Origin of the sequence: Actinoplanes sp. NPDC049265 (genome assembly GCF_043197135.1) — a bacterium.
Taxonomy (GTDB): Bacteria; Actinomycetota; Actinomycetes; order Mycobacteriales; family Micromonosporaceae; genus Actinoplanes.
In genome coordinates this window covers 696,657-717,759 of sequence record NZ_JBICSP010000001.1, presented here as the reverse complement: position 1 = coordinate 717,759, position 21,103 = coordinate 696,657, and the positions used below count along the sequence as shown (strand labels likewise).

General features: G+C 71.9%; 25 protein-coding genes. 17 read left to right on the top strand and 8 right to left on the bottom strand.

The genetic code is table 11. From position 1 onward, the window contains the following. Positions 1-16: 16 nt before the first annotated feature. From ACGFIO_RS03485 to ACGFIO_RS03475, 3 genes are all read left to right on the top strand, one after another. Positions 17-994, top strand: coding sequence for a LacI family DNA-binding transcriptional regulator (locus ACGFIO_RS03485; RefSeq protein ID WP_392821432.1), 978 nt, complete (start codon positions 17-19; stop codon positions 992-994). Between the two features lie 112 nt (positions 995-1,106). Further along, complete coding sequence (locus ACGFIO_RS03480; protein ID WP_392821429.1) at positions 1,107-1,316, top strand: hypothetical protein; 210 nt, start codon at positions 1,107-1,109, stop codon at positions 1,314-1,316. 42 nt (positions 1,317-1,358) lie between these two features. Further along, positions 1,359-2,087 carry an SDR family oxidoreductase gene (locus ACGFIO_RS03475; RefSeq protein WP_392821427.1) on the top strand — a complete coding sequence of 243 codons (729 nt, stop codon included), beginning with the start codon at positions 1,359-1,361 and terminating at the stop codon, positions 2,085-2,087. A gap of 33 nt (positions 2,088-2,120) precedes the next feature. Here ACGFIO_RS03475 and ACGFIO_RS03470 read toward each other — a convergent pair whose 3' ends face one another. Together ACGFIO_RS03470 and ACGFIO_RS03465 are read right to left on the bottom strand one after the other, a co-directional pair. Next, on the bottom strand, positions 2,121-3,557 hold the full coding sequence (locus ACGFIO_RS03470) for an MDR family MFS transporter (RefSeq protein ID WP_392821425.1): 1,437 nt from the start codon (positions 3,555-3,557) through the stop codon (positions 2,121-2,123). Positions 3,558-3,639: 82 nt separating this feature from the next. Further along, complete coding sequence (locus ACGFIO_RS03465) at positions 3,640-4,182, bottom strand: TetR family transcriptional regulator (RefSeq protein WP_392821422.1); 543 nt, start codon at positions 4,180-4,182, stop codon at positions 3,640-3,642. Between the two features lie 87 nt (positions 4,183-4,269). Here ACGFIO_RS03465 and ACGFIO_RS03460 point away from each other — a divergent pair, with 87 nt between their 5' ends. Next, a complete protein-coding gene (locus tag ACGFIO_RS03460) occupies positions 4,270-4,950 on the top strand; it encodes an SDR family oxidoreductase (protein WP_392821420.1) in 681 nt (226 codons plus the stop codon). Positions 4,951-4,955: 5 nt separating this feature from the next. After that, positions 4,956-6,182 carry a LysM peptidoglycan-binding domain-containing protein gene (locus ACGFIO_RS03455; RefSeq protein WP_392821418.1) on the top strand — a complete coding sequence of 409 codons (1,227 nt, stop codon included), beginning with the start codon at positions 4,956-4,958 and terminating at the stop codon, positions 6,180-6,182. Here the strand turns inward: ACGFIO_RS03455 and ACGFIO_RS03450 are convergent. After that, a complete protein-coding gene (locus ACGFIO_RS03450; RefSeq protein ID WP_392821416.1) occupies positions 6,170-7,204 on the bottom strand; it encodes an ArsR/SmtB family transcription factor in 1,035 nt (344 codons plus the stop codon). The two genes, ACGFIO_RS03455 and ACGFIO_RS03450, sit on opposite strands and share 13 nt — an antisense overlap. 62 nt (positions 7,205-7,266) lie before the next feature. On the opposite strand from ACGFIO_RS03450, the gene ACGFIO_RS03445 reads away from it, so the two are divergent. Next, positions 7,267-8,496: an MFS transporter gene (locus ACGFIO_RS03445; RefSeq protein WP_392821413.1), complete on the top strand. Its 1,230-nt coding sequence runs from the start codon at positions 7,267-7,269 to the stop codon at positions 8,494-8,496. Here the strand turns inward: ACGFIO_RS03445 and ACGFIO_RS03440 are convergent, their stop codons facing one another. Beyond that, positions 8,497-9,999, bottom strand: a complete 1,503-nt coding sequence (locus tag ACGFIO_RS03440; RefSeq protein ID WP_392821411.1) for a protein kinase — start codon at positions 9,997-9,999, stop codon at positions 8,497-8,499. It lies immediately after the preceding gene. 125 nt (positions 10,000-10,124) lie between these two features. On the opposite strand from ACGFIO_RS03440, the gene ACGFIO_RS03435 reads away from it, so the two are divergent. The 3 genes from ACGFIO_RS03435 to ACGFIO_RS03425 are packed head-to-tail and all read left to right on the top strand — an operon-like array spanning position 10,125 to position 12,499. Further along, the gene (locus ACGFIO_RS03435; RefSeq protein ID WP_392821408.1) at positions 10,125-10,388 is read left to right on the top strand and encodes a hypothetical protein; all 264 of its coding nucleotides are present in this window, start codon (positions 10,125-10,127) and stop codon (positions 10,386-10,388) included. Between the two features lie 9 nt (positions 10,389-10,397). After that, on the top strand, positions 10,398-12,350 hold the full coding sequence (locus ACGFIO_RS03430) for a beta-galactosidase (protein WP_392821407.1): 1,953 nt from the start codon (positions 10,398-10,400) through the stop codon (positions 12,348-12,350). 14 nt (positions 12,351-12,364) lie between these two features. Next, positions 12,365-12,499: a hypothetical protein gene (locus ACGFIO_RS03425; RefSeq protein ID WP_392821405.1), complete on the top strand. Its 135-nt coding sequence runs from the start codon at positions 12,365-12,367 to the stop codon at positions 12,497-12,499. 105 nt (positions 12,500-12,604) lie between these two features. Here ACGFIO_RS03425 and ACGFIO_RS03420 read toward each other — a convergent pair whose 3' ends face one another. Further along, a complete protein-coding gene (locus tag ACGFIO_RS03420; protein WP_392821403.1) occupies positions 12,605-13,492 on the bottom strand; it encodes an alpha/beta fold hydrolase in 888 nt (295 codons plus the stop codon). 32 nt (positions 13,493-13,524) lie between these two features. On the opposite strand from ACGFIO_RS03420, the gene ACGFIO_RS03415 reads away from it, so the two are divergent. Together ACGFIO_RS03415 and ACGFIO_RS03410 are read left to right on the top strand one after the other, a co-directional pair. Continuing rightward, positions 13,525-14,109: a TetR/AcrR family transcriptional regulator gene (locus ACGFIO_RS03415; RefSeq protein ID WP_392821401.1), complete on the top strand. Its 585-nt coding sequence runs from the start codon at positions 13,525-13,527 to the stop codon at positions 14,107-14,109. Between the two features lie 169 nt (positions 14,110-14,278). Then, on the top strand, positions 14,279-14,755 hold the full coding sequence (locus ACGFIO_RS03410) for a hypothetical protein (RefSeq protein ID WP_392821400.1): 477 nt from the start codon (positions 14,279-14,281) through the stop codon (positions 14,753-14,755). Between the two features lie 69 nt (positions 14,756-14,824). On the opposite strand, the gene ACGFIO_RS03405 is transcribed toward ACGFIO_RS03410, so the two are convergent. Further along, positions 14,825-15,547, bottom strand: a complete 723-nt coding sequence (locus tag ACGFIO_RS03405) for an SDR family NAD(P)-dependent oxidoreductase (protein WP_392821397.1) — start codon at positions 15,545-15,547, stop codon at positions 14,825-14,827. 46 nt (positions 15,548-15,593) lie between these two features. Between ACGFIO_RS03405 and ACGFIO_RS03400 the strand changes: the two genes are divergently transcribed. The 3 genes from ACGFIO_RS03400 (at position 15,594) to ACGFIO_RS03390 (ending at position 18,026) form a co-directional block, all read left to right on the top strand. Beyond that, positions 15,594-16,487, top strand: coding sequence for a DUF6282 family protein (locus ACGFIO_RS03400; protein WP_392821395.1), 894 nt, complete (start codon positions 15,594-15,596; stop codon positions 16,485-16,487). Between the two features lie 100 nt (positions 16,488-16,587). Beyond that, positions 16,588-17,160: a carboxymuconolactone decarboxylase family protein gene (locus ACGFIO_RS03395; protein ID WP_392821393.1), complete on the top strand. Its 573-nt coding sequence runs from the start codon at positions 16,588-16,590 to the stop codon at positions 17,158-17,160. Beyond that, positions 17,157-18,026 (top strand): N-acyl homoserine lactonase family protein, encoded by an 870-nt coding sequence (locus ACGFIO_RS03390; RefSeq protein ID WP_392821391.1) that lies wholly within the window; start codon positions 17,157-17,159, stop codon positions 18,024-18,026. Before ACGFIO_RS03395 ends, ACGFIO_RS03390 begins: the two co-directional genes overlap by 4 nt. Here the strand turns inward: ACGFIO_RS03390 and ACGFIO_RS03385 are convergent. Next, entirely contained in the window at positions 17,981-18,505 is a 525-nt protein-coding gene (locus ACGFIO_RS03385) for a hypothetical protein (RefSeq protein ID WP_392821389.1), read from the bottom strand. The genes ACGFIO_RS03390 and ACGFIO_RS03385 overlap by 46 nt on opposite strands. A gap of 153 nt (positions 18,506-18,658) precedes the next feature. Between ACGFIO_RS03385 and ACGFIO_RS03380 the strand changes: the two genes are divergently transcribed. Continuing rightward, a complete protein-coding gene (locus ACGFIO_RS03380) occupies positions 18,659-19,054 on the top strand; it encodes a hypothetical protein (protein WP_392821386.1) in 396 nt (131 codons plus the stop codon). 86 nt (positions 19,055-19,140) lie between these two features. Here the strand turns inward: ACGFIO_RS03380 and ACGFIO_RS03375 are convergent, their stop codons facing one another. Further along, positions 19,141-19,731: a TetR/AcrR family transcriptional regulator gene (locus ACGFIO_RS03375; protein WP_392821383.1), complete on the bottom strand. Its 591-nt coding sequence runs from the start codon at positions 19,729-19,731 to the stop codon at positions 19,141-19,143. 101 nt (positions 19,732-19,832) lie between these two features. Between ACGFIO_RS03375 and ACGFIO_RS03370 the strand changes: the two genes are divergently transcribed. Together ACGFIO_RS03370 and ACGFIO_RS03365 are read left to right on the top strand one after the other, a co-directional pair. After that, the gene (locus tag ACGFIO_RS03370; protein ID WP_392821380.1) at positions 19,833-20,801 is read left to right on the top strand and encodes a hypothetical protein; all 969 of its coding nucleotides are present in this window, start codon (positions 19,833-19,835) and stop codon (positions 20,799-20,801) included. 34 nt (positions 20,802-20,835) lie between these two features. After that, complete coding sequence (locus ACGFIO_RS03365) at positions 20,836-21,093, top strand: SCO4848 family membrane protein (protein ID WP_392821377.1); 258 nt, start codon at positions 20,836-20,838, stop codon at positions 21,091-21,093. Positions 21,094-21,103: the final 10 nt, after the last annotated feature.

Sequence of the window (21,103 nt, the reverse complement as noted above, 5' to 3'; positions counted from 1 at the left end):
CCCGCGGAGGTGAGCCATGGCGACGATGCGCGATGTTGCCGCCCGCGCGGGTGTGAGCGCCAAGACCGTGTCGCGGGTGTTCAACGACGACCCGCATGTGCTGCCCGAGACGCGGCTGCACGTCGAGCAGATCATGCGCGAGCTCAACTACGTCCCGAACGTGCTGGCCACGACCTTCCGCAACGGACGGTCGTCGGCGATCGGCGTCGCGGTGCCGGATGTGGTCGACCCGTTCTTCGCCGTCATCGCCCGGGCGATCGACGACCTGGCCCGCCAGCGCGGGGTGGCCACCCTGCTGACCAACCTGGGCGACGACCCGGCCCGGGAACGCGACATCCTCGAGTCGCTGCTCAGCCGGCGGCTGGCCGGGCTGGTGGTGGCCCCGATCGGCCTCGAGCACTCGTGGCTGAAGCGGTGGCAGGACAGCACGCCGCTGGTGTTCATCGACCGGGCGCCGGTCGGGTTGTCGGCCGACACGTTCACCGACAACGACGAGGCCGGCGGTCACCTGGCGACCCGGCACCTGATCGAGCACGGGCACCGCCGGATCGCGTACGTCGGCGACCTGCTGGAACTGTCCACCGAGGCCAATCGCCTGGCCGGCTACCGCCGCGCGCTCTCCGAGGCCGGCATCGCGCCGGACGACTCCCTGGTCGCCCCCGACGTCGGCGACCGCCGGTCGGCCGAGGCCGCGGTGGCCCGGCTGCTGGCCCGGCCGGACAGTCCGACCGCGGTGTTCTCGTCCAACGCGCGCAGCTCGATGCTGCTGTTGCACGCCTTGCCGGCCGGTGAGCTGGCCGTCGTCGGTTTCGGTGACTTCCCGATGGCCGATCTGGTGCGTCCGGCGCTGACCGTGATCGACCAGGACCCGGATCAGATCGGCCGGTTGGCCGCGCGGCGTGTGTTCGACCGGGTCGACCATCCGAAGCGGCGGCTGCGCAAGAGCAACATCCTCGACGTCACGCTGGTCGAGCGGGATTCCTGCCGGATCTGACCCGGTCTCCATGTCACCGATGACATGGGCCGCGCGATTCTTGTCATGACACCGGTGACAAACACCGGTGTCATGACCTAGATTGCGTTTCGACCGAGTCAACGGAGGTCGTATGCGCCCGGCCGTCGTCACCGCCCCCGGCGTCGAACCCGGGCGTGCAGCCGCGGCCGGCGCGCGGTTCGTGGCCATCCCCGGGTTCACCGACCTCGGCACCAAGGTGTCGCAGGAGATCAGCGCGGCGCTGACCGGGCCGACGACCGTCGACCAGGCCCTGGACGACGGACAGAAACTCGCCGAGGCCGTGGCGGCCAAGCACAAGTAGTACACAGGTAGTACTCCGGCCGGCGACCAGAACGGGAATCCGATGTTCGAGTTCGACAACCGCACCATCCTCGTGACCGGCGCCTCCGGCGGGATCGGCGGCGCGACCGTCCGGCTGCTGGTCCAGCACGGGGCCGACGTCATCGCCGCCGGGGCCTCCCAGGACCATCTGACCGCGATCGCCGAGGAGACCGGCGTACGCACACTGGCCTTCGATCTGCACTCCGAGGACGCCATCCGGGACGCCCTGCACGACCTGCCGCTGTGGGGTGTGGTCAACTGCGCGGGGTTCGGCGGCGAGATCGCCACGCCCCAGGAGACCGACGTCGAGGTCTTCGACGAGGTCATCGCGGTCAACACCCGCGGCGCGCTGCTGGTGACCAAGTACGCCGCCCGCACGATGATCGCCGCCGGGCGAGGCGGATCGATTGTCAACGTGTCCAGCCAGGCCGCCCTGGTCGCGTTGCACGGTCACATCTCGTACGCCGCGTCGAAGGCCGCCCTGGACAGCATCACCCGGGTGTCGGCGCTGGAACTGGGCCGATACGACATCCGCGTCAACAGCGTCAACCCGACGGTGGTCATGACGCCGATGTCGGCCTTCTACTGGGGCCGCGACGAGATCCAGGGCCCGTTCCTGGACGCGATGCCGCTGGGCCGCTACGCCACCGAGGAGGAGATCGCCGCCCCGGTCGCCTTCCTGCTCAGCGACGCCGCCTCCATGATCACCGGCGTGACGCTGCCGGTGGACGGCGGCTACACCGCTCGCTGACAGCGCCGGCGGCCGACCAGCCCAGCCCGGGTGTTACTCGGCCGGGACGGGCGGCGCGGCGGCCGGCTGGTCGGTGGTCACGCTGTCGGCCGAGCGCGGGATCAGGGCGGCCAGGACGACCATCGCGGCCGCGACGATCAGCATGCCGATGAAGATGCGGTGGACGGCGCCGGTCAGGCGGGACGGGTCGACCGCGCCGGAGCCGATCACCGCGTTGGCCAGGGCGCCGAAGACCGCCGCGCCCAGGGCGCTGCCCAGGGAGCGCAGGAAGATGTTGTTGGCCGTCACCACGCCTCGGTCGGCCCAGCCGACGCTGGACTGAGCCGCGATCAGAGTGGGCGCGGCCGTCAGACCCATGCCAAGGCCGACGACCAGGCAGAACGCGGCCACCTCGAGGACCGAGGAGTGCTCGTCGAGCAACAGCAGCAGGACGATGCCGAGGGTGGCCACGGACGTGCCGATCAGGGCGCACGCCCGGAAGCCGACGCGCAGGTAGACCCGGCCGGCCTGGCTCGCCGTGATCGGCCAGCCGATGGTCAGCGCGCCCAGGGCGAGTCCGGCGACCAGCGGGCCGGAGCCGAGCACGTCCTGGGCGAACGTCGGCACGTAGGAGCTCAGGCCGAGCAGGATCGCGCCCACGCCGATCGAGATCTGACCGCTGGTGACCAGCAGCCGGCGGCGGAAGACCCATAGCGGCAGCACCGGCGACGCGGCCGTACGCTCGGCGAGCCCGAAGGCGATCAACAGGACCAGCCCGGCGCCGAGTACCGCGACGCTGATCGGGGAGTTCCAGGCCCAGGCCTGGCCGCCCTCCAGCACGCCCATCATGACCAGGATCAGACCGGCGCTCAGGAGTACGGCGCCGCGATAGTCGACGACCGTGCGGCGGCGCTCGACGCGCTCGTTGAATCCGCGTACGAACATGGTCGCGGCCAGCAGGCAGAGCGGGATGTTGACGAAGAAGATCCACCGCCAGGAGATCCACTCGGAGAAGATCCCGCCCAGCGTCGGCCCGACGACCGACGCGACCGCCCACACGCTGGCGACGTAGCCCTGCACCTTGGCCCGCTCGCGGACCGAGTAGAGGTCGCCGACGATGGTGATCGTGGTCGGCATGATCGCGCCCGCGCCGAGACCCTGCACCACCCGGAAGATGATCAGGGGCCACATGCTCCACGCCACCCCGCACAGGATCGAGCCGAGCAGGAACAGCCCGATGCCCCACAGGATCACCGGCTTGCGGCCGAACAGGTCGTTGAGCTTGCCGTACAGCGGGACGGACACGGCCTGCGCCAGCAGGTAGACCGAGAACAGCCAGGGGAACTCGGTGAAGCCGCCGAGGTCCTTGACGATCGACGGCACCGCGGTCGCGATGATCGTCGAGTCGATCGCCACCAGGCCGGTGGACAGCATCACCGCGGCCAGGACCGGCCCGCGTTCCGAGCGCAGGCCCACACTCTTCTCCGTCACCTACCTGGCCTACCCCATCAGGGGCGGGTCCGCCGCACCCGCGCGGGCAGAAGAGGGCGAGATCACCTGTTCACGGATCGGGTCATTCCTTCAGCGCGGCGGCCGCCTGGACCAGGATGCGGTCGGAGAGCTCGGTCCCGCTGGTGGCCCGGGCCAGGGTGAGCGCGCCGATCAGGGTGGACAGGGTGACCAGGTCGTCGCCGAGCCAGTGGGCGAACGCCTCGACGCCGTCGGCATAGCGGTCGCGGACCGGACTGGCCGGGTCTTCGCGTCCGACGTCGGTGGCCAGGGCCGTGAGCGGGCAGCCCTCGGCGGCCTCGTCGCGGTGCGCGGGTGACAGGAACGTCTCGATCAGTCGTCGCCTGGCCTCGTCGCGGCCGGCCGACTCGCGGGCCATCGCGGCCAGCCGCTCGCCCTGGCCCTCGATCGCCGCCCCGGCCGCCTCGGCCAGCAGCGATTCCTTGGACGCGAACTGCCGGTAGAAGCCGCCGTGGGTCAGGCCGGCCTCGTTCATCACGTCGGCGACGCCGGTGCCGGCCACTCCGCGCTGGCGGAACAGCCGCGCGGCGACCTCGACGACCCGCTGCCGGTTCTCTTCGGCCCGCGCCCGTGACACTCGTCCCATGACCGCAGCGTAGAGGAAATCACAGATAGATGACGCGTGTCATCTATCACGTTGAGGCGAATAGCTGACGCCCATAATCTATTTGCCATGGACATCGAGAACTCCGTCGCGCTGGTGACCGGCGCCAACCGTGGCTTCGGCCGCCACCTCGCCGAGCAGCTGCTGAAGCACGGCGCCAAGGTCTACGCCGCCGCCCGCAAACCCGAGACCGTCGACCTGCCGGGCACCACTCCCCTGCGCCTCGACGTCACCGACCCGGCCTCGGTCGAGGAGGCCGCCGCGGCCGCGCCGGACGTGACGCTGCTGATCAACAACGCCGGCAGCCTGACCCGGGCCACGCTGCTCGGCGGCGACCTGGCCGACATCCGGCTCGACCTGGAGACGCACTACTTCGGCACGCTGGCCATGACCCGCGCCTTCGCCCCGATCATCGAGCGCAACGGCGGCGGCGCGGTGCTCAACGTGCTGTCCGTGCTGTCCTGGTGGCATCCGGGCGGCGCGGGCGCGTACGCCTCGGCCAAGGCCGCCACCTGGGCCCAGACCAACTCCATCCGCGAGGAGCTGGCCCCGCGCAGGATCACGGTGACCGCGCTGCACGTCGGCTACATGGACACCGACATGGCCGCGCACATCCCGGCCGAAGAGAAGATCGACCCGGCCCTGGTCGCCGTCCAGGCCCTCGACGCCATCCGGTCCGGTGCCTCCGAGGTCCTGGCCGACGAGGTCACCCGCCAGGTGAAAGGTTCACTCGGCCGTCCGTCATACTGAAGATCATGACTGTCTCTCACCTTCGCCGGGCTGTTCTGCTGGTGGCGGCCCTGCTGGTCGCGGCCACGGTGCTGCCGGCGCCGGCGCGGGCCGAGACCAAGTGGTACGAGGTCCGGGCGGAATACCAGGGAGAGCAAGAATTCCTGTACGAGATCGCCGAACGCTTCCTCGGCGACGGTGACCGGTACACCGAGATCTTCGACCTCAACAAGGGCCGGGTGCAGGCCGACGGCATGGTCCTGGACGATCCGGAGCAGATCGAGGCCGGCTGGATCCTGATCCTGCCGCCGGACGCCGCGGGCGACGGGGTGCGCACCGGCCCGCTGCCGGCCCCGTCGAGCGCGGCCCCGCCCTCGACCGCGCCCGCCACCACCCCGCGGGCCGACAAGTCGGGCGGGACCCCGATGCTGCTGCCCATCCTGCTGGTCGTCGCCGTCCTGGTGGTGGCGGGCGCGGTGATCGTCATCCTGCGGCGGAGGCGACAAAAACCCCCGGTGCCGCCCTCCTTCGACCACCCGACCTCGACCACCCGGACGCTGCACGCCGCCGCCGACTGGATCATCGACCGCGCCCTGCGCGGGCTGGCCGGCGCTCCCGCCATCCTCGGCGTGTCCCTCGACGAGGAGCGGATGGTGCTGCGGCTGGCCGGCCCCGCCACCACCCCGGCCGGGCCGTGGACCCCTGCCGCCGACGGCCGCACCTGGACCGCGTCGCTGCGCGATCTGCAGGCCCAGCCCGGCACCGGCGACGTGCCGAGCCCGTGCCCGCGGCTGGTCACGCTGGGCACCGCCGGCGCCACCCGGGAACTGGTCGACCTGGGCCGGAGCCCGGGCCTGATCAGCGTCGGCGGCGACGAGACGGCCGCCCGCGAGCTGGTCACCGGGTGGGCCGAAGAGCTGATCAGCAGCCCGTGGTCGGACCGGGTGCGGGTGATCACCGGAGACGTGTGGGTGCGGGTCCGGGGCGAACAGCTGACCGTCCTCAGCGGCGTCGGTCCCGCGCTCGACGCGGCGGACGCCGCTCACGGCGTACCCGGCGTCTTGATCCTCGGCACCGAACCGGAAGGGCGGGATCTCGGCCGGGCCAACCACCTGGCCACGCGCCCCGACGAGCCCTGGGTGGTGATCGTGCCGGGTGGTTCCGGCCGCGGCGGGTGGAACTTCACCGCCCACCCGGACGGCCGGCTGGACACCGGCGTCCTCGGCCTGACGGTGGCGCGTCAAGCGAGCTGATCGCCGCCGGTCGCCGCCGGTGAGGTGACGCGGCCGGTGGGCTGATCGCCGGTGGTCGCCACCAGGGAGTCGCCGAGCGCGGTACGCCAGTAGAGCACCTCGCGACCGGCACGGCGACGGAGCACGAGACCGGCGTCGAGCAGCACCCTCAGGTGATTGCCGACCGCGCCCAGGGGCAGGCCGGAGAACGCCGCGAGCTGCGTGGTCGAGCGAGGATCGTCGAGGGTACGCAGCAGCCGGGCCCGGTTCGCGCCGATCAGCCGAGCCAGTCCCCGGGCCTGCGCGCCGGCCATCGGGGCGAGCGCGCCAGTGACCGGGTAGATCAGCGCGTACCGGATCGGCTCGTGCCAGGCCACCCACGAGCCGTTGCTGTGCGCCGGGATGAACAGCAGCGTCCGCGCCGCCGAAAGATCGCGATCGGGCAGGTCGAAGCGGTTGATCCGCAGCCGTCCCCCGCCGAGCCACTGCCGGCTCACGCCCAGCGTGGGTATCACGCCGGCCCAGCCCTGGGTGGCCAGCATGGTCGTCCGGGACACGATGTCGGCCTGCAGGACCCGGCGGCGCCGCGGCCAGTCGGCGGCGACGGTGACCGTCCAGACCCAGCGCAGCAGCTCGAACAACTCCGCGCGCAGGCCCGGGCGCAACAGCGCGGCGGCGAGCCGGCCGGGCCGGACGGTGTAGAGCTCGGACCGGATCCGGTCGTCGTCCCACTCGCCGCCGAGCTGCTCCAACTCGTCGTCGAAGGACAGACCGGCCGAGGCCGGGACGGTGCCGAGGAAGTCGGCCATCCAGCCGGGCTGGTCGCCGCGGCGCGGCCGCCACGAGCGCCGCAGGAGATCGCGTCGCACCGGGTGGCGGGCCATCATCTCGTCGTAGGCGTCCCGGTTGGCCGCGTGGAAGGCCTGCTGCCAGGGGCCGCGGGGATTTTCCAGCACGGTCAGCGCGGCCACCGTCTCGGCCATCGGCGACAGCACGAACCGGCTCTCGGCGAGCAGGTCGGCCGATACGCGCCACGAGCCCATCGACGTTTCGCCTCCACGCGAATCATTCGGTTCCCCGGCGCCGACTGTCCCACACTCTCGACGTGCGTACCTACCGCGAGGTCTTCGCCCGGCCCGAATTCCGCGTCCTGTTCGTCGTCCGGTGTGTGACGATGGCCGCCATCTCGATCGGTGGCCTCGCGCTCGGTGTCACCACCTACGCCAGCACCGGTTCGCCGATTCTGACCGCGCTGGCGATGTTCGGCGGGCCGTTGATCACGCTGCTGGGGTCGGCCACCGTGCTCAGCGCGTCGGACTCGGTGGGCCCGCAGCGGGCGGCGACGATCATGCCGGTGGCGTACGCCGTCGCCTACGCGTTGCTGGCCCTGCCCCATCTCTCCTGGTGGTGGCGGTTCGTCATCCTGGCCATCCCCTACCTGGCCGGCTCGGCGACCAGCGGCTCGGTCATGCGCCTGCTGCACGACATCCTGCCGCCGGAGGGCTTCGTACTGGGCCGGGCGACCCTGAACATCGCCACCGGCGTGATGCAGATCGCCGGGTACGGGCTCGGCGGCCTGCTGCTCGTCTGGTTCGCCCCGGCCACGCTATTCCTGGTCGCGGGGGTCGCAGCGGCCGTGGCGGCGCTGATCCTCCGCTTTGGGCTCCGGGAACGGCCGGGCGTGAAGTCGGGCCAGGGCCTGGTGGCGCGGACCCGGGAGGTCAACCGCGAGTTGCTCGGCTCGCCCGTGACCCGGCCGCTCTACCTGGCCATGTGGGTGCCCAACGGGCTGGTCGTCGGCTGCGAGGCATTGTTCGTCCCGTACGCCGGTCAGGCCGGCGCGGGCTACCTGTTCGCCGCCACGGCGGCCGGGATGCTCCTCGGCGACGTCGTCGTCGGCCGGGTCGTCCCGCCCCGGCACCGGGACCGGATGATCGAGCCGTTGCGGATGCTGCTGGCCGTGCCGTACCTCGGCTTCCTGCTCTCGCCGCCGCCGGTGGTCGCGCTGGTGCTCGGGTTCGTGGCGTCGGCCGGGTACGCCGCCTCGCTGCCGCTGCAGGAAAGGCTGGTCCGGGCGGCCGGGCCGGACAGCCGCGGTCAGGCCTTCGGTCTCTTCTCGACCGGGCTGATGGTCGGGCAGGCGGTCGGCGCGACCCTCGGCGGCCTGATCGCGACCTGGATCGGGGCGACCTACGCGATCGGCGCGCTGGGCGTCGCCTCGCTGTGTGTCACCGTGGCGCTGATTCCGGGGCTCCGGCGCTCCCATCAGCCGGACGGCGGCACCGTCCACACCCGAACGGGCAGGCCCACCGGCTCACCCGGCAAGAACGAGTGATCAGCGCACTTCCAGCTCGTACAGCGAAAAGCCGTAGATGTTGGACCGCTCGAGGCAGTAGACGCGCACGTATCGGGCCGCCGCGCCCTTGGCCGCGACGTTGACCACTCCGCCGCTGCCCGAGGTCGTCGCGTAGATCGGCGCCCACTTGCGGCCGTCGGCCGAGAGCTCGACCCGGTAGGAGACGGCGTACGCGTGCTCCCAGCGCAGCGTGACGCCGGTGATCCGCCAGCTCTGACCGAGGTCGACCTTCAGCCATTCGGGTTCGGCGAACCCGCTGCTCCACCGGCTGTCCGCGTCGCCGTCGACGGCCCGGCCGGCCGCCCACCCGTCGCTCTCCACACTGGACGCCGACGCCGGCCGGTCGAGGGCCAGGTTGCGCCGGCCCGGGTTGACCGCGGCCGCCGGGCGGGTGCGGCTCGGTGCCGGCGACGCCGATGTTGATGATCGGGTACGCGGTGACGACACCGGTGCGGGCGACAGTTGCTCCCCGGCCGGCGTGATCGCGGGCGGCGCCGGCTCCCGGACCGACGGCGTGACCGCAGGCGCCACGACCTGCTCCTTCACCTTGGGACGGTTCACCACCCACGCCGTGGCCCCGGCGGCCAGCACGAGCGCCACCCCGGCCACGGCTACCGCGACGCGCCGGCCCCGGGCACGTCCGCCGGCGACCCGTTCCCCGTTGAGCAGGGCCAGCAGCTCGGCCGCGGTCGGACGCCGGGCCGGATCCTTGGCGAGCGCGCGCAGCACCGGTTCCCGCAGGTCGTCCGGGATGCCGTCGAGCCGGGGCGGCTGCGTCATGATGCGCGCCGCCGTGGCCTGGGGTGAGTCGCCGCGGAAGGGGGTGCGCCCGGCGGCCGCGTACCCGATCAGGCACCCCCAGGCGAAGACGTCGGCGGCCGGCGTGATCGGGGTGTCCGGGTCGGCCGAGAAGCGCTCCGGCGCCATGTAGGCGACGGTGCCGACCATCATGTCGGTGCGGGTGTGCTGGCTGGTCAGCTCGAACGGCCGGGCGATGCCGAAGTCGATGACCCGCGGGCTGTCCGCGGCCAGCAGCACGTTGCCCGGCTTGAGGTCGCGGTGGATGACCCCCGCCCCGTGGATGCCGGCCAGGGCGGTCGCCACCCCCGTGGCCAGCGGGCGCAGCGCCTCGGGGCCGAGCGGGCCGGACCGGGCGACCACCTCGGCCAGGCTGGGCCCGTCGACGTACTCGACCACCAGGTAGGGCGGCTCGTGGTCGAGGTCGGCGTCGAGGAACGCGGCCGTGCAGCCGGCCGGCACCTGCCGCGCCCGGCCGACCTCGCTGCGGAACCGCCCCCTGACCTCGGGATCGTTGAGCAGCCCGGCGTGCACCAGCTTGATCGCCACCCGGGTGCCGTCCGGGCCCGCGCCGAGGAACACCACACCCATCCCGCCGGCCCCCAACCGGCCGAGCAGCCGGTAGTCCCCGAGCCGCTCCGGGTCCGACGAGGCCAGTGCATCCACGTGCCGCCCGCCGCTCATCGGAGTCGACTCCCTCGCCGGTCCAGTTGTGACGTCCGGTTATACCGTGCACCCGCCCGGGAGAACGTCCAGCCACCCGAAGTCTGCCCTGGAGCACTCTTGACGAACGCCCTGCCGATCATCGGTTGATCACTGTTTCGCTACCGTGCGGTCGTCCGCGGGCCCTACGGTCGGACGCCACGAATGAGCCGCCCCGCTGGGCCGGCCCGGCCGGGCCCGACTCCACCCTGGGCCGCCAGGGTCTGAGCCGGCACGGCGTCCTCAAGCCGGCCGGCCTGTTCGGCGCGGCGTGCGGCCTGGGTAGCGCCGGCGCCGCCGAGCCGGCCGCGGCGGCGCCGGACGACGATCCGGAGCTCTGCACCAACCCCGTCTTCGTCGATCTGATCTAGTCTCGGCCGGTGGAGCAGTCACGTTGGTTGCGCCGGACCGGGCCGGCCCGCCTGGAGTACGGCGCCGACTACAACCCGGAGCAGTGGCCGCGGGCGGTGTGGGACGACGACGTCCGGGCCATGCGTACGGCCGGCGTGACAATCGTGACGCTCGGCGTGTTCTCCTGGGCGCTGCTGGAGCCGGCCGAGGGCCAGTACGACTTCGGCTGGCTCGACGACGCGATGGACCTGCTGCACCGCAACGGGATCGCTGTCGATCTGGCCACCGCGACGGCCTCCCCGCCGCCGTGGCTCGCGACCGGGCACCCGGAGATCCTGCCGGTGGACGCGGACGGCGTGACCCTCGGGCCCGGTGGCCGGCAGCACTGGCGGCCGACGTCGCCGGTCTTCCGTACCCATGCCCTGCGGTTGACCCGAGCCCTGGCCGAACGCTACCGCGACCATCCGGCGCTGGTCGCCTGGCACGTCAGCAATGAGCTGGGCTGCCACAACGTCCACGACTACTCGGACGACGCGGCCGCGGCCTTCCGCTCGTGGCTGCGTACCCGTTATGAGACGCTGGACGCGCTCAACGCGGCCTGGGGCACCGCCTTCTGGTCGCAGCACATCAGCGACTGGGCACAGATCCTGCCGCCGCGCCGGGCCGCGTCCTTCCCGAACCCGACCCAGCAGCTGGACTTCCGGCGGTTCTCGTCGGACGCGCTCAAGGAGCACCTGCGGGCCGAGCGGTCGGTGCTCCGCGAGGTCACCCCGGACGTGCCGGTGACCACCAACTTCATGGTCATGGGCGACACCAGGGGCATGAACTACGCCGACTGGGCGGCCGAGGTCGACTTCGTCAGCAACGACCACTACGTGCAGCCCGGCCCGGGCCGCGACGAGCTGTCGTTCTCGGCCAACCTGACCGGCGGCCTGGCCGGTGGGCGCCCGTGGTTCCTGATGGAACACTCCACCAGCGCGGTCAACTGGCAGCCGGTGAACCGGGCCAAACGCCCCGGCGAGCTGGCCCGCGACTCGCTGACCCACGTCGCGTACGGCGCCGACGCGGTCTGTTTCTTCCAGTGGCGGCAGTCGGCCGCCGGCGCCGAGAAGTACCACTCCGGGATGATCCCGCACGCCGGCGAGGACAGCGCGTTGTTCCGCGCGGTCACCGACCTGGGCCGGCGGCTGGGCGACCTGGCCACGCTGGCCGGCACGCCGCGGACCCCGGCCCGGGCGGCGATCCTCTTCGACTGGGAGTCGTGGTGGGCGACCGAGGCCGACTCGCACCCGTCGTCGCGGCTGCGTTACCGGCAGGAGGCGCTGGACTGGTACACCGCGTTCCTGAACCTGGGCGTACGCGTCGACGTGCTGCCGGTGGCCGCCGCACTGGACGGGTACGCCCTGGTCGTCGCCCCGATCCTGCACATGCTGCCGGGCGCCCTGGCCACCCGGCTGACCGGTTTCGTGGCGGCCGGCGGGCACCTGGTCACCACCTACTTCTCCGGCATCGTGGACGAGAACGACCACGTCTGGCTCGGCGGCTACCCGGGGCCGCTGCGCGACCTGCTGGGCCTTCGGATCGAGGAGTTCGGGCCGCTGCTCGACGACGAGGCGGTGACGCTGGACAACGGCGCCACGGGCACGCTCTGGACCGACCGGATCGACGTCACCGCCCCGGACGTCGAGGTGCTCGCCCGCTACACCAGCGGTGACCAGGCCGGCCGGCCGGCGGTGACCTGGCGGCGGGGCGCGTCCTACGTCTCCACCCGGCTCGGCCCGGCCGGTCTGGCACCGGTGCTCGGCGACCTGCTGGCGCGGGCCGGTGTCACCAGCGAACTGCCGCCCGGGCTGCGCGGCCGCGTCGAGCTGGCGGTCCGGGGCGGGTACCGCTTCCTGATCAACCGCACGGCGTCGCCGGTCGAGCTGGACGACGGCACCGAGCTGCCCGGCACCGGGGTCGTCATCGTCGCGGCGCGCTAGGGCGTGCGAGTTTCATGGCCGCTGTGGGTCAGGCGGCGGCCGAGTTCACCCAGTCGCCGTTCGACCGCGGCGACATCGTCGGCCACGATCGGCGCGTCGACCAGGATCATCTCGGCCGGGCCGTGGACGACCGAGTACGTGGTCGGTGAGAAGGTGTGCGTCCCGCCGTAGATCGGCCGGGCCGGGCTGCTGAGTACGCGCAGTTCGAGGGCGCCTCCGCGGCCGCGCCGTCGGCCCCGCTCTACCAGCCGTGGTCAGTGGTGGCCGGGGGCGGTCAGGAACTGCTCGAGGTGGGTGGCGACGACGTCGGGTGAGTGGGCCGGGAGGTCGTGCGACGCGCCCGGGATCACCTCGACGCGGGCCGCGGGCATGACCTCGCCCAGGTGGACGGCCAGGTCGGCCGAGCGGTAGAGGACGCTGCGCTCGCCCAGCAGGATCAACGTCGGCGTGGTGATGCGGGCCAGGTCGGCGTCGGCGACGGTGTCCGGTACGGGCAGGCGGCGACGGAACGCCATGGTCAGCGGGAACAGCGGCATCAGCTCGTCCTCGCGCAGCGTCGCGTTGCGGACCGGGCCGGCCAGGCGCCGCCGCACCGGTCGCGGGGTCAGCCCCGCCAGCCCGCCCGCGGCCAGCCAGAGCCAGAAGCGTGCGCCGAGCCGCCCGAAGCCACCCGGGTCGAGCAGGGTGAGGCCGGCCGCACGACCCGGAAAGGCCAGCTCGTGCCGCAGCACCGCCCAGGCGCCGTAGGACATGCCGACCAGGTGCACGCGGTCGAGGCCGAGGCCGGTGAGCACTTCGGACAGGGCGACGGCGGCGTCGTGGCCGTCGGCGATCGGCCGCGTCTGCCGGGACGCGCTGGGCTCACCGACCGGGTCGAGGCCGATCACCGGATGGTGCCGGGCCAGCCGGGCGACGTAGTGGTACCAGGTCACGGCACTGCCGCCGGCGCCCGGGACGAGGACGACCGGCGTCCCCTCGGCCGGGCCGGTGCGGTAGGCGACGGCCTCGCCGTACGTCGTCGGAACCGTGATCGTGGTGAACGGCGCGGGCCACAGCCGGGTCATCGCGCCCTGGTAGACGGTCTGGAAACGTTGCCGGGCATTGTCATTGGTGAAGTCGCTGATCCTCGGCGCGGCTTTCATGATACGAACGTACCATAAAAGAGAGGGACCGGATGCCGAAGCGGGTCGACCACGACGAACGGAAGCGGCACATCGCCGGCGCCCTGCTGCGCATCGCCGAACAGCAGGGCCTGCAACGGGCCAGCATGCGGGAGGTGGCGGCCGAGGCGGGCGTCTCGGTGCGGCTGGTGCAGTACTACTTCCACACCAAGGAAGAGCTGCTGATGGGCGCGCTGGGCTACTTGGCCGAGGATTTGGGCGTACGCGTACGACAGCGCCTCGAATCTCTGGGATCCCCACCCCCGCCGCGCGAGTTCGTCACCGAGACCCTCCTCGCCGCGCTGCCGACCGACCCCGACGGCGTACGGTCCGCACGCGCCTGGGCGGCGTTCTACAGCGTGGCCCTCGCCGACCCGGAACTGGGCCGCGGGCACCGCACCGACCACCCGGACCGGCTGGAACGCCTGCTCGCCACCCAGCTACGCGCGGCCGAGGTGGCCCAGCCCGACCTGACCGCGGCCGGGCTGCTCGCCCTGACCAACGGCCTCACCTCGAGCATCCTCGGTGGTCAGCACGACGCCGAGGCCGCGGAGGCCGTGCTGCGCCTGCACCTGGACCGGGTCTTCGCCGGCCGTTAGGGCCGGCAGCCGATGCCGCTCCTCGCCGGAGGCGCCCGCGACCCGGCATCGACCAGACCCGCGTGTGTGCGTGTGAACGAAACAGCTTCGTTTCGCTCCGGGTGGCTTGACCCTCGACCAGGTTGAGGGCCCATTCTTCGACCCGTCGGATCGCGGGAAGGCGGGAGCAATGGTCGAGGACGAGGTCATGACGGCCATGGGTACGGCCGTGGAGCAGGGCCGGGCAGGCGATCGTGCCGGCGCCCGGCGGGCTCTGACCGAGTTGTGGGACACGGTCGGTGACCAGGGGGACGCGCTGCATCGGTGCAGCATCGCCCACTATCTGGCCGACCTGCAGGACGAGATTGCCGACGAACTGCGGTGGGATCAGCGCGCCCTGGCCGCCGTGACCGACCTCAGCGACGAACGAGCGCGGCGATACCGAGACTCCTTCCAGGTGCGCGCCTTCCTGCCGTCGCTCCATCTCAACCTGGCCGACGCCCATCGGCGTTCGGGCGATTTCGCCGAGGCGCGCCGCTATCTCGCGACGGCCGTAGAGCACGTCGACGCACTGCCCGACGACGACTACGGCGCGATGATCCGCAGCGGTATCGGCAAGGTTCGCGAAGCCGTCGAGGCCGGTTCGCGGGGGCCGCTGGCCACCTGAGCGTGGCGGCCCTCGCTGCGAGCGCGGGCTCACGACGGGCGCGGGCTCGCTACAGACGCGGGCGGCGGGTCAGCGGGCGATGTAGCCCCCATCGACGCTGAGGATTGTGCCGGTGATGCCGGCGGACTCGGGGGATGCCAGGAAGACGATGGCGCGGGCCACCTCGTCGGGGGTCGACATGCGGCCGATAGGGTGGTTGCTCAAGGTTACGGCCAGGCTGGCGGCCGGGTCGGGGTCGGAGGCCCGGGCCTCGGCCATGAACTCGGTGTCGACGGCACCCGGGGCTACGGCGTTGACGCGGACGCCACGGGCGGCGTATTCGATGGCCAGTTGGCGGGTCAGCTGGACGATGGCGCCCTTGGTCATGGCGTAGACGCTCTGGTTGGGGACGCCGATCAGGCCGGAGATCGAGGCTGTGTTGACGATGCAGCCGCGGGTCTCGACCAGGGCGGGCAGGGCGGCGCGGCTGAGGCGGAAGACCGGGCGCACGTTGGTCGCGAACAAGGTGTCGAAGTCGTCGTCGGTCGTCTCCAGGATGGGGCGGCGCAGGAACCGGGCCGCATTGTTGACCAGCAGGTCGAGGCGGCCGAAGGAGGACAGGGCCAGGTCGATCGCGGCCTGCGGTGTGCGGGGCGCGGTGACGTCGGCGATCAGGGGCACGACGCCGTCGTCCTGGAAGGGAAGCGGGGCGATGTCGACCGCGACAACGCGGTAGCCGGCCGCCCGGAGCCGGGTCACCACGTCCTTGCCGATCCCACGGGCCGCGCCCGTCACCACAGCGGTCGAATCCATCGCGATTCCTTCCGTCGCTTGGTCATACAGTCATACAATCTACGGCATGATCGACGCGCAGCCCGAGGGCTTCGACCGCCTGTTACGGGGGGCGATCGACGTGCATGTCCACGGTCGTCCCGATGTGATCGAGGGACGCGGCGACGATGTGGCGGTGGCGCGGCTGGCCCAGGCGTACGGGATGAGCGGCTGGGTTTTGAAGTCGCATCTGTGGGCGACCATGGACCGGGCGCGACGGGTGCGCGAGAGCACCGGCTTCGAGGCGTACGGCAGCATCACGCTCAATCCGCCGACCGGTGGCCTGGAACCCAGCGTCGTCGAGCTCGCGGCCTCGCACGGCGCCCGCGTGGTCTTCCTGCCGACCTGGGGCAACGCGGCCGACGTCCAGCGGGACGGCTACATCGCGATGCTGATGCGGCGGGTCTCGCCGGCGTTCGCCGACTACCAGGACCGCTCGCGGATCGCCCTGCTGGATCCGGCGGGCACCCTGACCGGCCGGGCGCGGGCAGTCATCGACGCCTGCCACGCGCTCGGTCTCGCCCTGGCCACGGGTCACGCCTCGCCGGCCGAGAGCCGGGCGGTGGCCGCCTACTGCGCCGACATCGGGCAGCGGCTGCTGATCACCCATCCGCTGCACTACACCCAGGATCCGGCCGAGCTGCGCGAATTCACCGCGACGGGGGCGTTCGTCGAGTTCGCGAACGCGCCGCTCGTACACCCGGATGCTCATCTGACGATCCGGGACGTGCACGAGGCGCTGACCGCGGTCGGGCCCGAACGGGCGATCCTGAGCTCCGACGTGTTCTCGCGCTGGGTGCCGCCCGAGCCGGAGTGCCTGCGGATGTTCGTCGAGCAGCTGGCCTACCTGGGCTGGAGCGACGAACAGCTGGCGATGATGGTGGCCGAAAACCCGCGTACCTTCCTGGGGGTCACCGCATGAGAGCCGACGACGGGGTTACCGCATGAAAGCAGAGGACGGAGTTACCGCATGAGAGCCGACGACGGGGTTACCGCATGAGAGCAGTGGATGGGGTTGCCGCATGAGAGCCGACGACGTCGATCCGGCCGCGCTCAGCGACGAGCAACGGTCGCTGTACGAGTGGTACACGACCGGGCGGCGGGCGTCGCCGGACAGCCCGTTCCAGCTGTCCACGCCCTCCGGCAAGTTGCAGGGGCCACCGGCCGTGTGGATTCTGAGCCCGAAATTCGGGCACGCGCTGCAGAAGATCGGCGGGGCGGTCCGGTACGAATCGGAGCTGCCCGAACGCGGCCGCGAGATCGCGATCCTGCTGGTCGGGCACCACCACCGCAGCGCCTTCGAGCTGTACGCACACACCCGCGCCGGCCGGGCGGCGGGACTGACCGAGGCCGACCTGGCCGCGCTGGCCGACGGCAAGGAGCCGACCGGCCTGTCGGACGTGGAGGCGTGCATGTTCCGGGCCACGCGGGCCGTCCTCGACCGCGGCACGCTGGACGACGACGAGTACGCCGACGCCGCCGCCACGCTCGGTGAGCCGGGCCTCCTGGAGCTGGTGACCATCGTCGGCTACTACAACATGGTGGCCTGGCAGCTCGCGGTGTTCGACGTCCAGCCGCCGGCGGAGGACGCGTGAACTGGTCGATCTGGATCCTCGAGTACGGCTACGTCGACCGCTTCCCGGCCAGCAACCTGTTCGCCGCCCAGCCCAACGAGGGCCACCGCCGCATGCCCTACTGTTTCGGGCTGGTTCGTTCGGCCGACCGCTGCGTGCTCGTCGACACCGGCTTCGCCGATCCTTCGGTGTACGAGCGGCTGACCGCCAAGTACGGCGAAACGCGCTGGCTGGCCCCGGTCGACGTACTGTCCCGGGTCGGCGTGCGGGCCACCGACGTCGACACGATCCTGTTGACCCACAATCATTTCGACCACGCCGGCTGCGTCGACGCGTTCCCGGACGCGCACGTCTGGATCCAACAGCGCGAGATCTCCTCGTACGTCGCCGCCGTGGACCGGCCGTCCCGCTTCGAGTTCCTCACCCGCTCGTGCCAGGCCGACCTGCCGGCCCAGCTCGCCGCTCGCCCGGCCACCCTGGCCGACGGCTTCGCCGAGGTGGCGCCGGGCCTGCAGCTGCGCCCCGCGCACGACACCCACACCGCCGGCTCGCAACTGGTCGCGGTCACCAACGACACCGACGGGACGTGGGTGTTCGCCGGCGACAACGTCTACAGCTACGAGAACCTGGAGGGCCTGCGCGGCGACGGCGTGCTCGCCCCGATCGCGATGAGCACCGGCAGCGCCACCCGGTGGCTGGACTTCGCCGACGAGATGCTCACCAGCGTCGGTGGCGACACGCGCCGAATCCTGCCGTTCCACGAGGCCGCCGTGTGGGAACGCTTCCCGTCGATCGCGTTCGAGGACGGCCTGCACGTGGCCGAGGTGTCACTGGCCGGCGGTCACTCCAGTTTCTCCAGCAGCTTGCCCAGGTGGAACTTGTCGTAGGCGATGTACGCGCACGGCTCGGTGACCCGCTCGACGTAGAAGCGGACCCAGCTGGTGTCGATGGCCAGGTCGAGCAGCATGGTGCGGTCGTCGCCGCGCGGGACGACGAGCCAGCAGTGGCCGCGGCTGGGGTCGGGCTTGCCGTCCGGCCCGTTGTCCATCTTGGACCCTTGGAACTCGATGCGGGTGTCGTCGGCGGGGACCAGCGTCACCGGCTGCAGGCCCATCCGCTGGGCGACCGCCCCCGGCTTCTCGTCGAGATAGACGATCTCCATCCCGTCGAGGGTGTCCTCAGACCCGGAGGGTTTGTTCCACACACATCTGTCGTCCTGGTTGACGGCGCGATGCAGTTGGTATTCCTTCAGCTCCTTGTTGGGCACGAAGTCGCAGGGCCGTTGCTCGCCCGGGTCGAAGCCGCCGCACCCCGCGACGGCGAGCGCGAGAGTCAGCACGATCAGCCCGCGCAGCGCATTCCCCATGCATCGGAGAGTAGCGACGCCGCGCCAAGATCACGTTTGGTGATGATGTGACAAGGAACGCGTTACGAGCCACTCTTCGCCCGGATCCTCTACATTGGCCCGCAGCTCGCATTCACGAGCTTTTCCGTCCGTACCTGTAGAAAGGTATCTATTTTGAAGTCTCGCATCGTCGCCGCAGCCGTCCTCGGTGGACTCGTGGCCCTGACCGCCTCGGCCGCTCCCGCCCTGGCCGCCGCGCCCCGCACGTTCACCACGACGGTCTCCGGCACCTGCGACACCACCGCCGGCGAGTGGGTGGTCGACTGGGCCATCACCAACAACTCGGACACCAACGCCCTGACGATCCTCACCTCGTCGACCCCGTCCGACCACGCCCTGACCAGCGTCCCGGCCCCGACCGCGGGCGCCACCGCGCACGCCATCCAGCGCATCCCGGGCGACAGCACCGGCGCCCACCTGCAGTACATCGCCGTGTGGACCGACTTCCCCGGCGGCAGCTACCAGAGCACCACCGACTTCACCGCGCCGTCGGTCTGCACCCAGGCCTGACCAGCGCTCGGAAAGGGGGGCGGGGGGGGGGGGGGGGGGCCCCCCCCCCCCCCCCCCCCCCCCCCCCCCCCACCACCCCACGCTAGTCAGCGGGCGAGGATCGTCCGCACGCCGGCGGCGAACGTCTCCTTGTCCGGTTTACCGATGATCATGCGTTGCAGGGCGAAGCCGGGGACCATGCTGAACAGCACCGCCCCCACGGCCGCCGGGTCACTGCCGGCGGGGAGCTCGCCGCGACCGGCGGCCCGCTCGGCCATGATCTCGAAGGCGCGGTGCATCCCGGCGTAGCGCTCGCGCACGATGTCACCGATCGCCGGGTCGATCGTCGCCTCGCCCCACACCTGCACGCCCAGCGGAAAGTTGCCGCCCGGCCCGACCTGGGCCTCGATCAGGTCGAGGACCTGATCCATGGCGTCGGCCAGCGGCACCGGCGGCTGCTGGGCGGCGATCTCCTGGATCCGCACCGTGATGCCCCCGGCGACCTGCTCGGCGATGGCGCTGATGATCTCGTTCTTGGACTTGAAGTAGCGGTAGACCGCCCCGATCGACAGGTCGGCCTCGCGGATCAGGTCCTGCATGGTCGTGGCGTGCAGCCCGTTGCGCAGGAAGCAGGCGCGGGCCGCGGCCAGGATCTGTTCCCGGCGGGCGGTCAGATGGTCCTCGGAGACACGTGGCACGCCCCACATCCTAAAACGAACGCTCGTTCTTGACTACGCGCGACGGCGCGGAGCATCCTGTGAGCGTCAAAGAGAACGAGCATTCGTTTTAGGAGATTCCGATGCGATCCCATCGCCCGCTCACCGCCGGAGTCCTCGTCGCCCTGGTCGTCGTCGCGCTCCAGGCCCTGCTGGTGCCGCTGTTCGCCGGTCCGGCGTCCGGCCTCGCCCCGCGCGACCTCCCGATCGCGGTGGCCGGCCCGCCGCCCGCCGCCGCGGCCGTCACCCAGAAGCTGGCCACCGAGCACCCCGGCGCCTTCGAGGTCAGCACCGTGCCCGACGCCGCCGCGGCGGACGCCGCGATCCGCGACCGCTCCGTCTACGGGGCGATCGTCCTGGCCGGTCCGGCCCCCGAGGTGCACGTGGCCTCGGCCGCCGGCCCGGTCGTCTCAGGACTGCTCGGTCAGGCGGCCGGTCCGCAGGCCAAGGTCGTCGACGTCGTGCCGCTGCACTCCGGTGACCCGCGAGGGACCGGGTTCGGGGCCGGTTTCCTGCCCCTGGCGATCACCTCGTTGCTGGCCGGGGTGCTGATCTTCTTCGTGGTCGGGCGGCGGGGGGCCCGGCTGACCGCGCTGCTGGCCTACGCCGTCGCCGCCGGTCTGGCCGGGGCCGCGGTGCTGCAGGGGTGGCTGGACGTGCTGCCCGGCGACTATCTGGCCGTGGCCGGGGTGCTCGGACTGTTCGGTCTGGCTGTCGCGGGGGCGATGACCGGGCTCGGTGCGCTGCTCGACCGGCCGGGGTTGGGGCTGGGCGCGGTGACGATGTTCCTGGTCGGCAACGCGCTCGGTGCGGTCGCGGCGGCGCCCGAGTTGCTGCCCCAGCCGTGGGGTGCGGTTGGTCAGGCGTTGCCGATCGGCGCCGGGGCCACGCTGCTGCGGTCGGTGGCGTACTTCGATGGGCACGGCGGGGCGGGCGCGGCGATCGTGCTTTCGGCGTACGCGATCATGGGTCTGCTTTTGACCTTGATCGGGCGTCGCGGCACCACCGTCATCAAGAAGGAGGCAGCGCCCGAGCTCGCTCTGGCCCGCTGACCGGGTCACGAGAAGGGCCGCCCATACTGGCCGCGTGGTTATCACGCGGAAGTGGACGGCCTTTCTGGTGCTGGTGGGCGTCTGGACCTGGCTGATCTGGCCGCGGTTCGGGCTGGCGATCTGGCGGGACGACCGCGCATTCGACGGTGGGCGGCCCACCGCGTTCCTGTGGATCCACGCCGTGCTGATCGTCGCGTCGCTGGCCATCGGGACCACGGTCGGCGTGCTCGGCGTCAAAGCCTGGCGAACCGAACGATCTTCTGCCGAACAGGGCGCGGCGCCGAAAGATTAACGGCACGTTT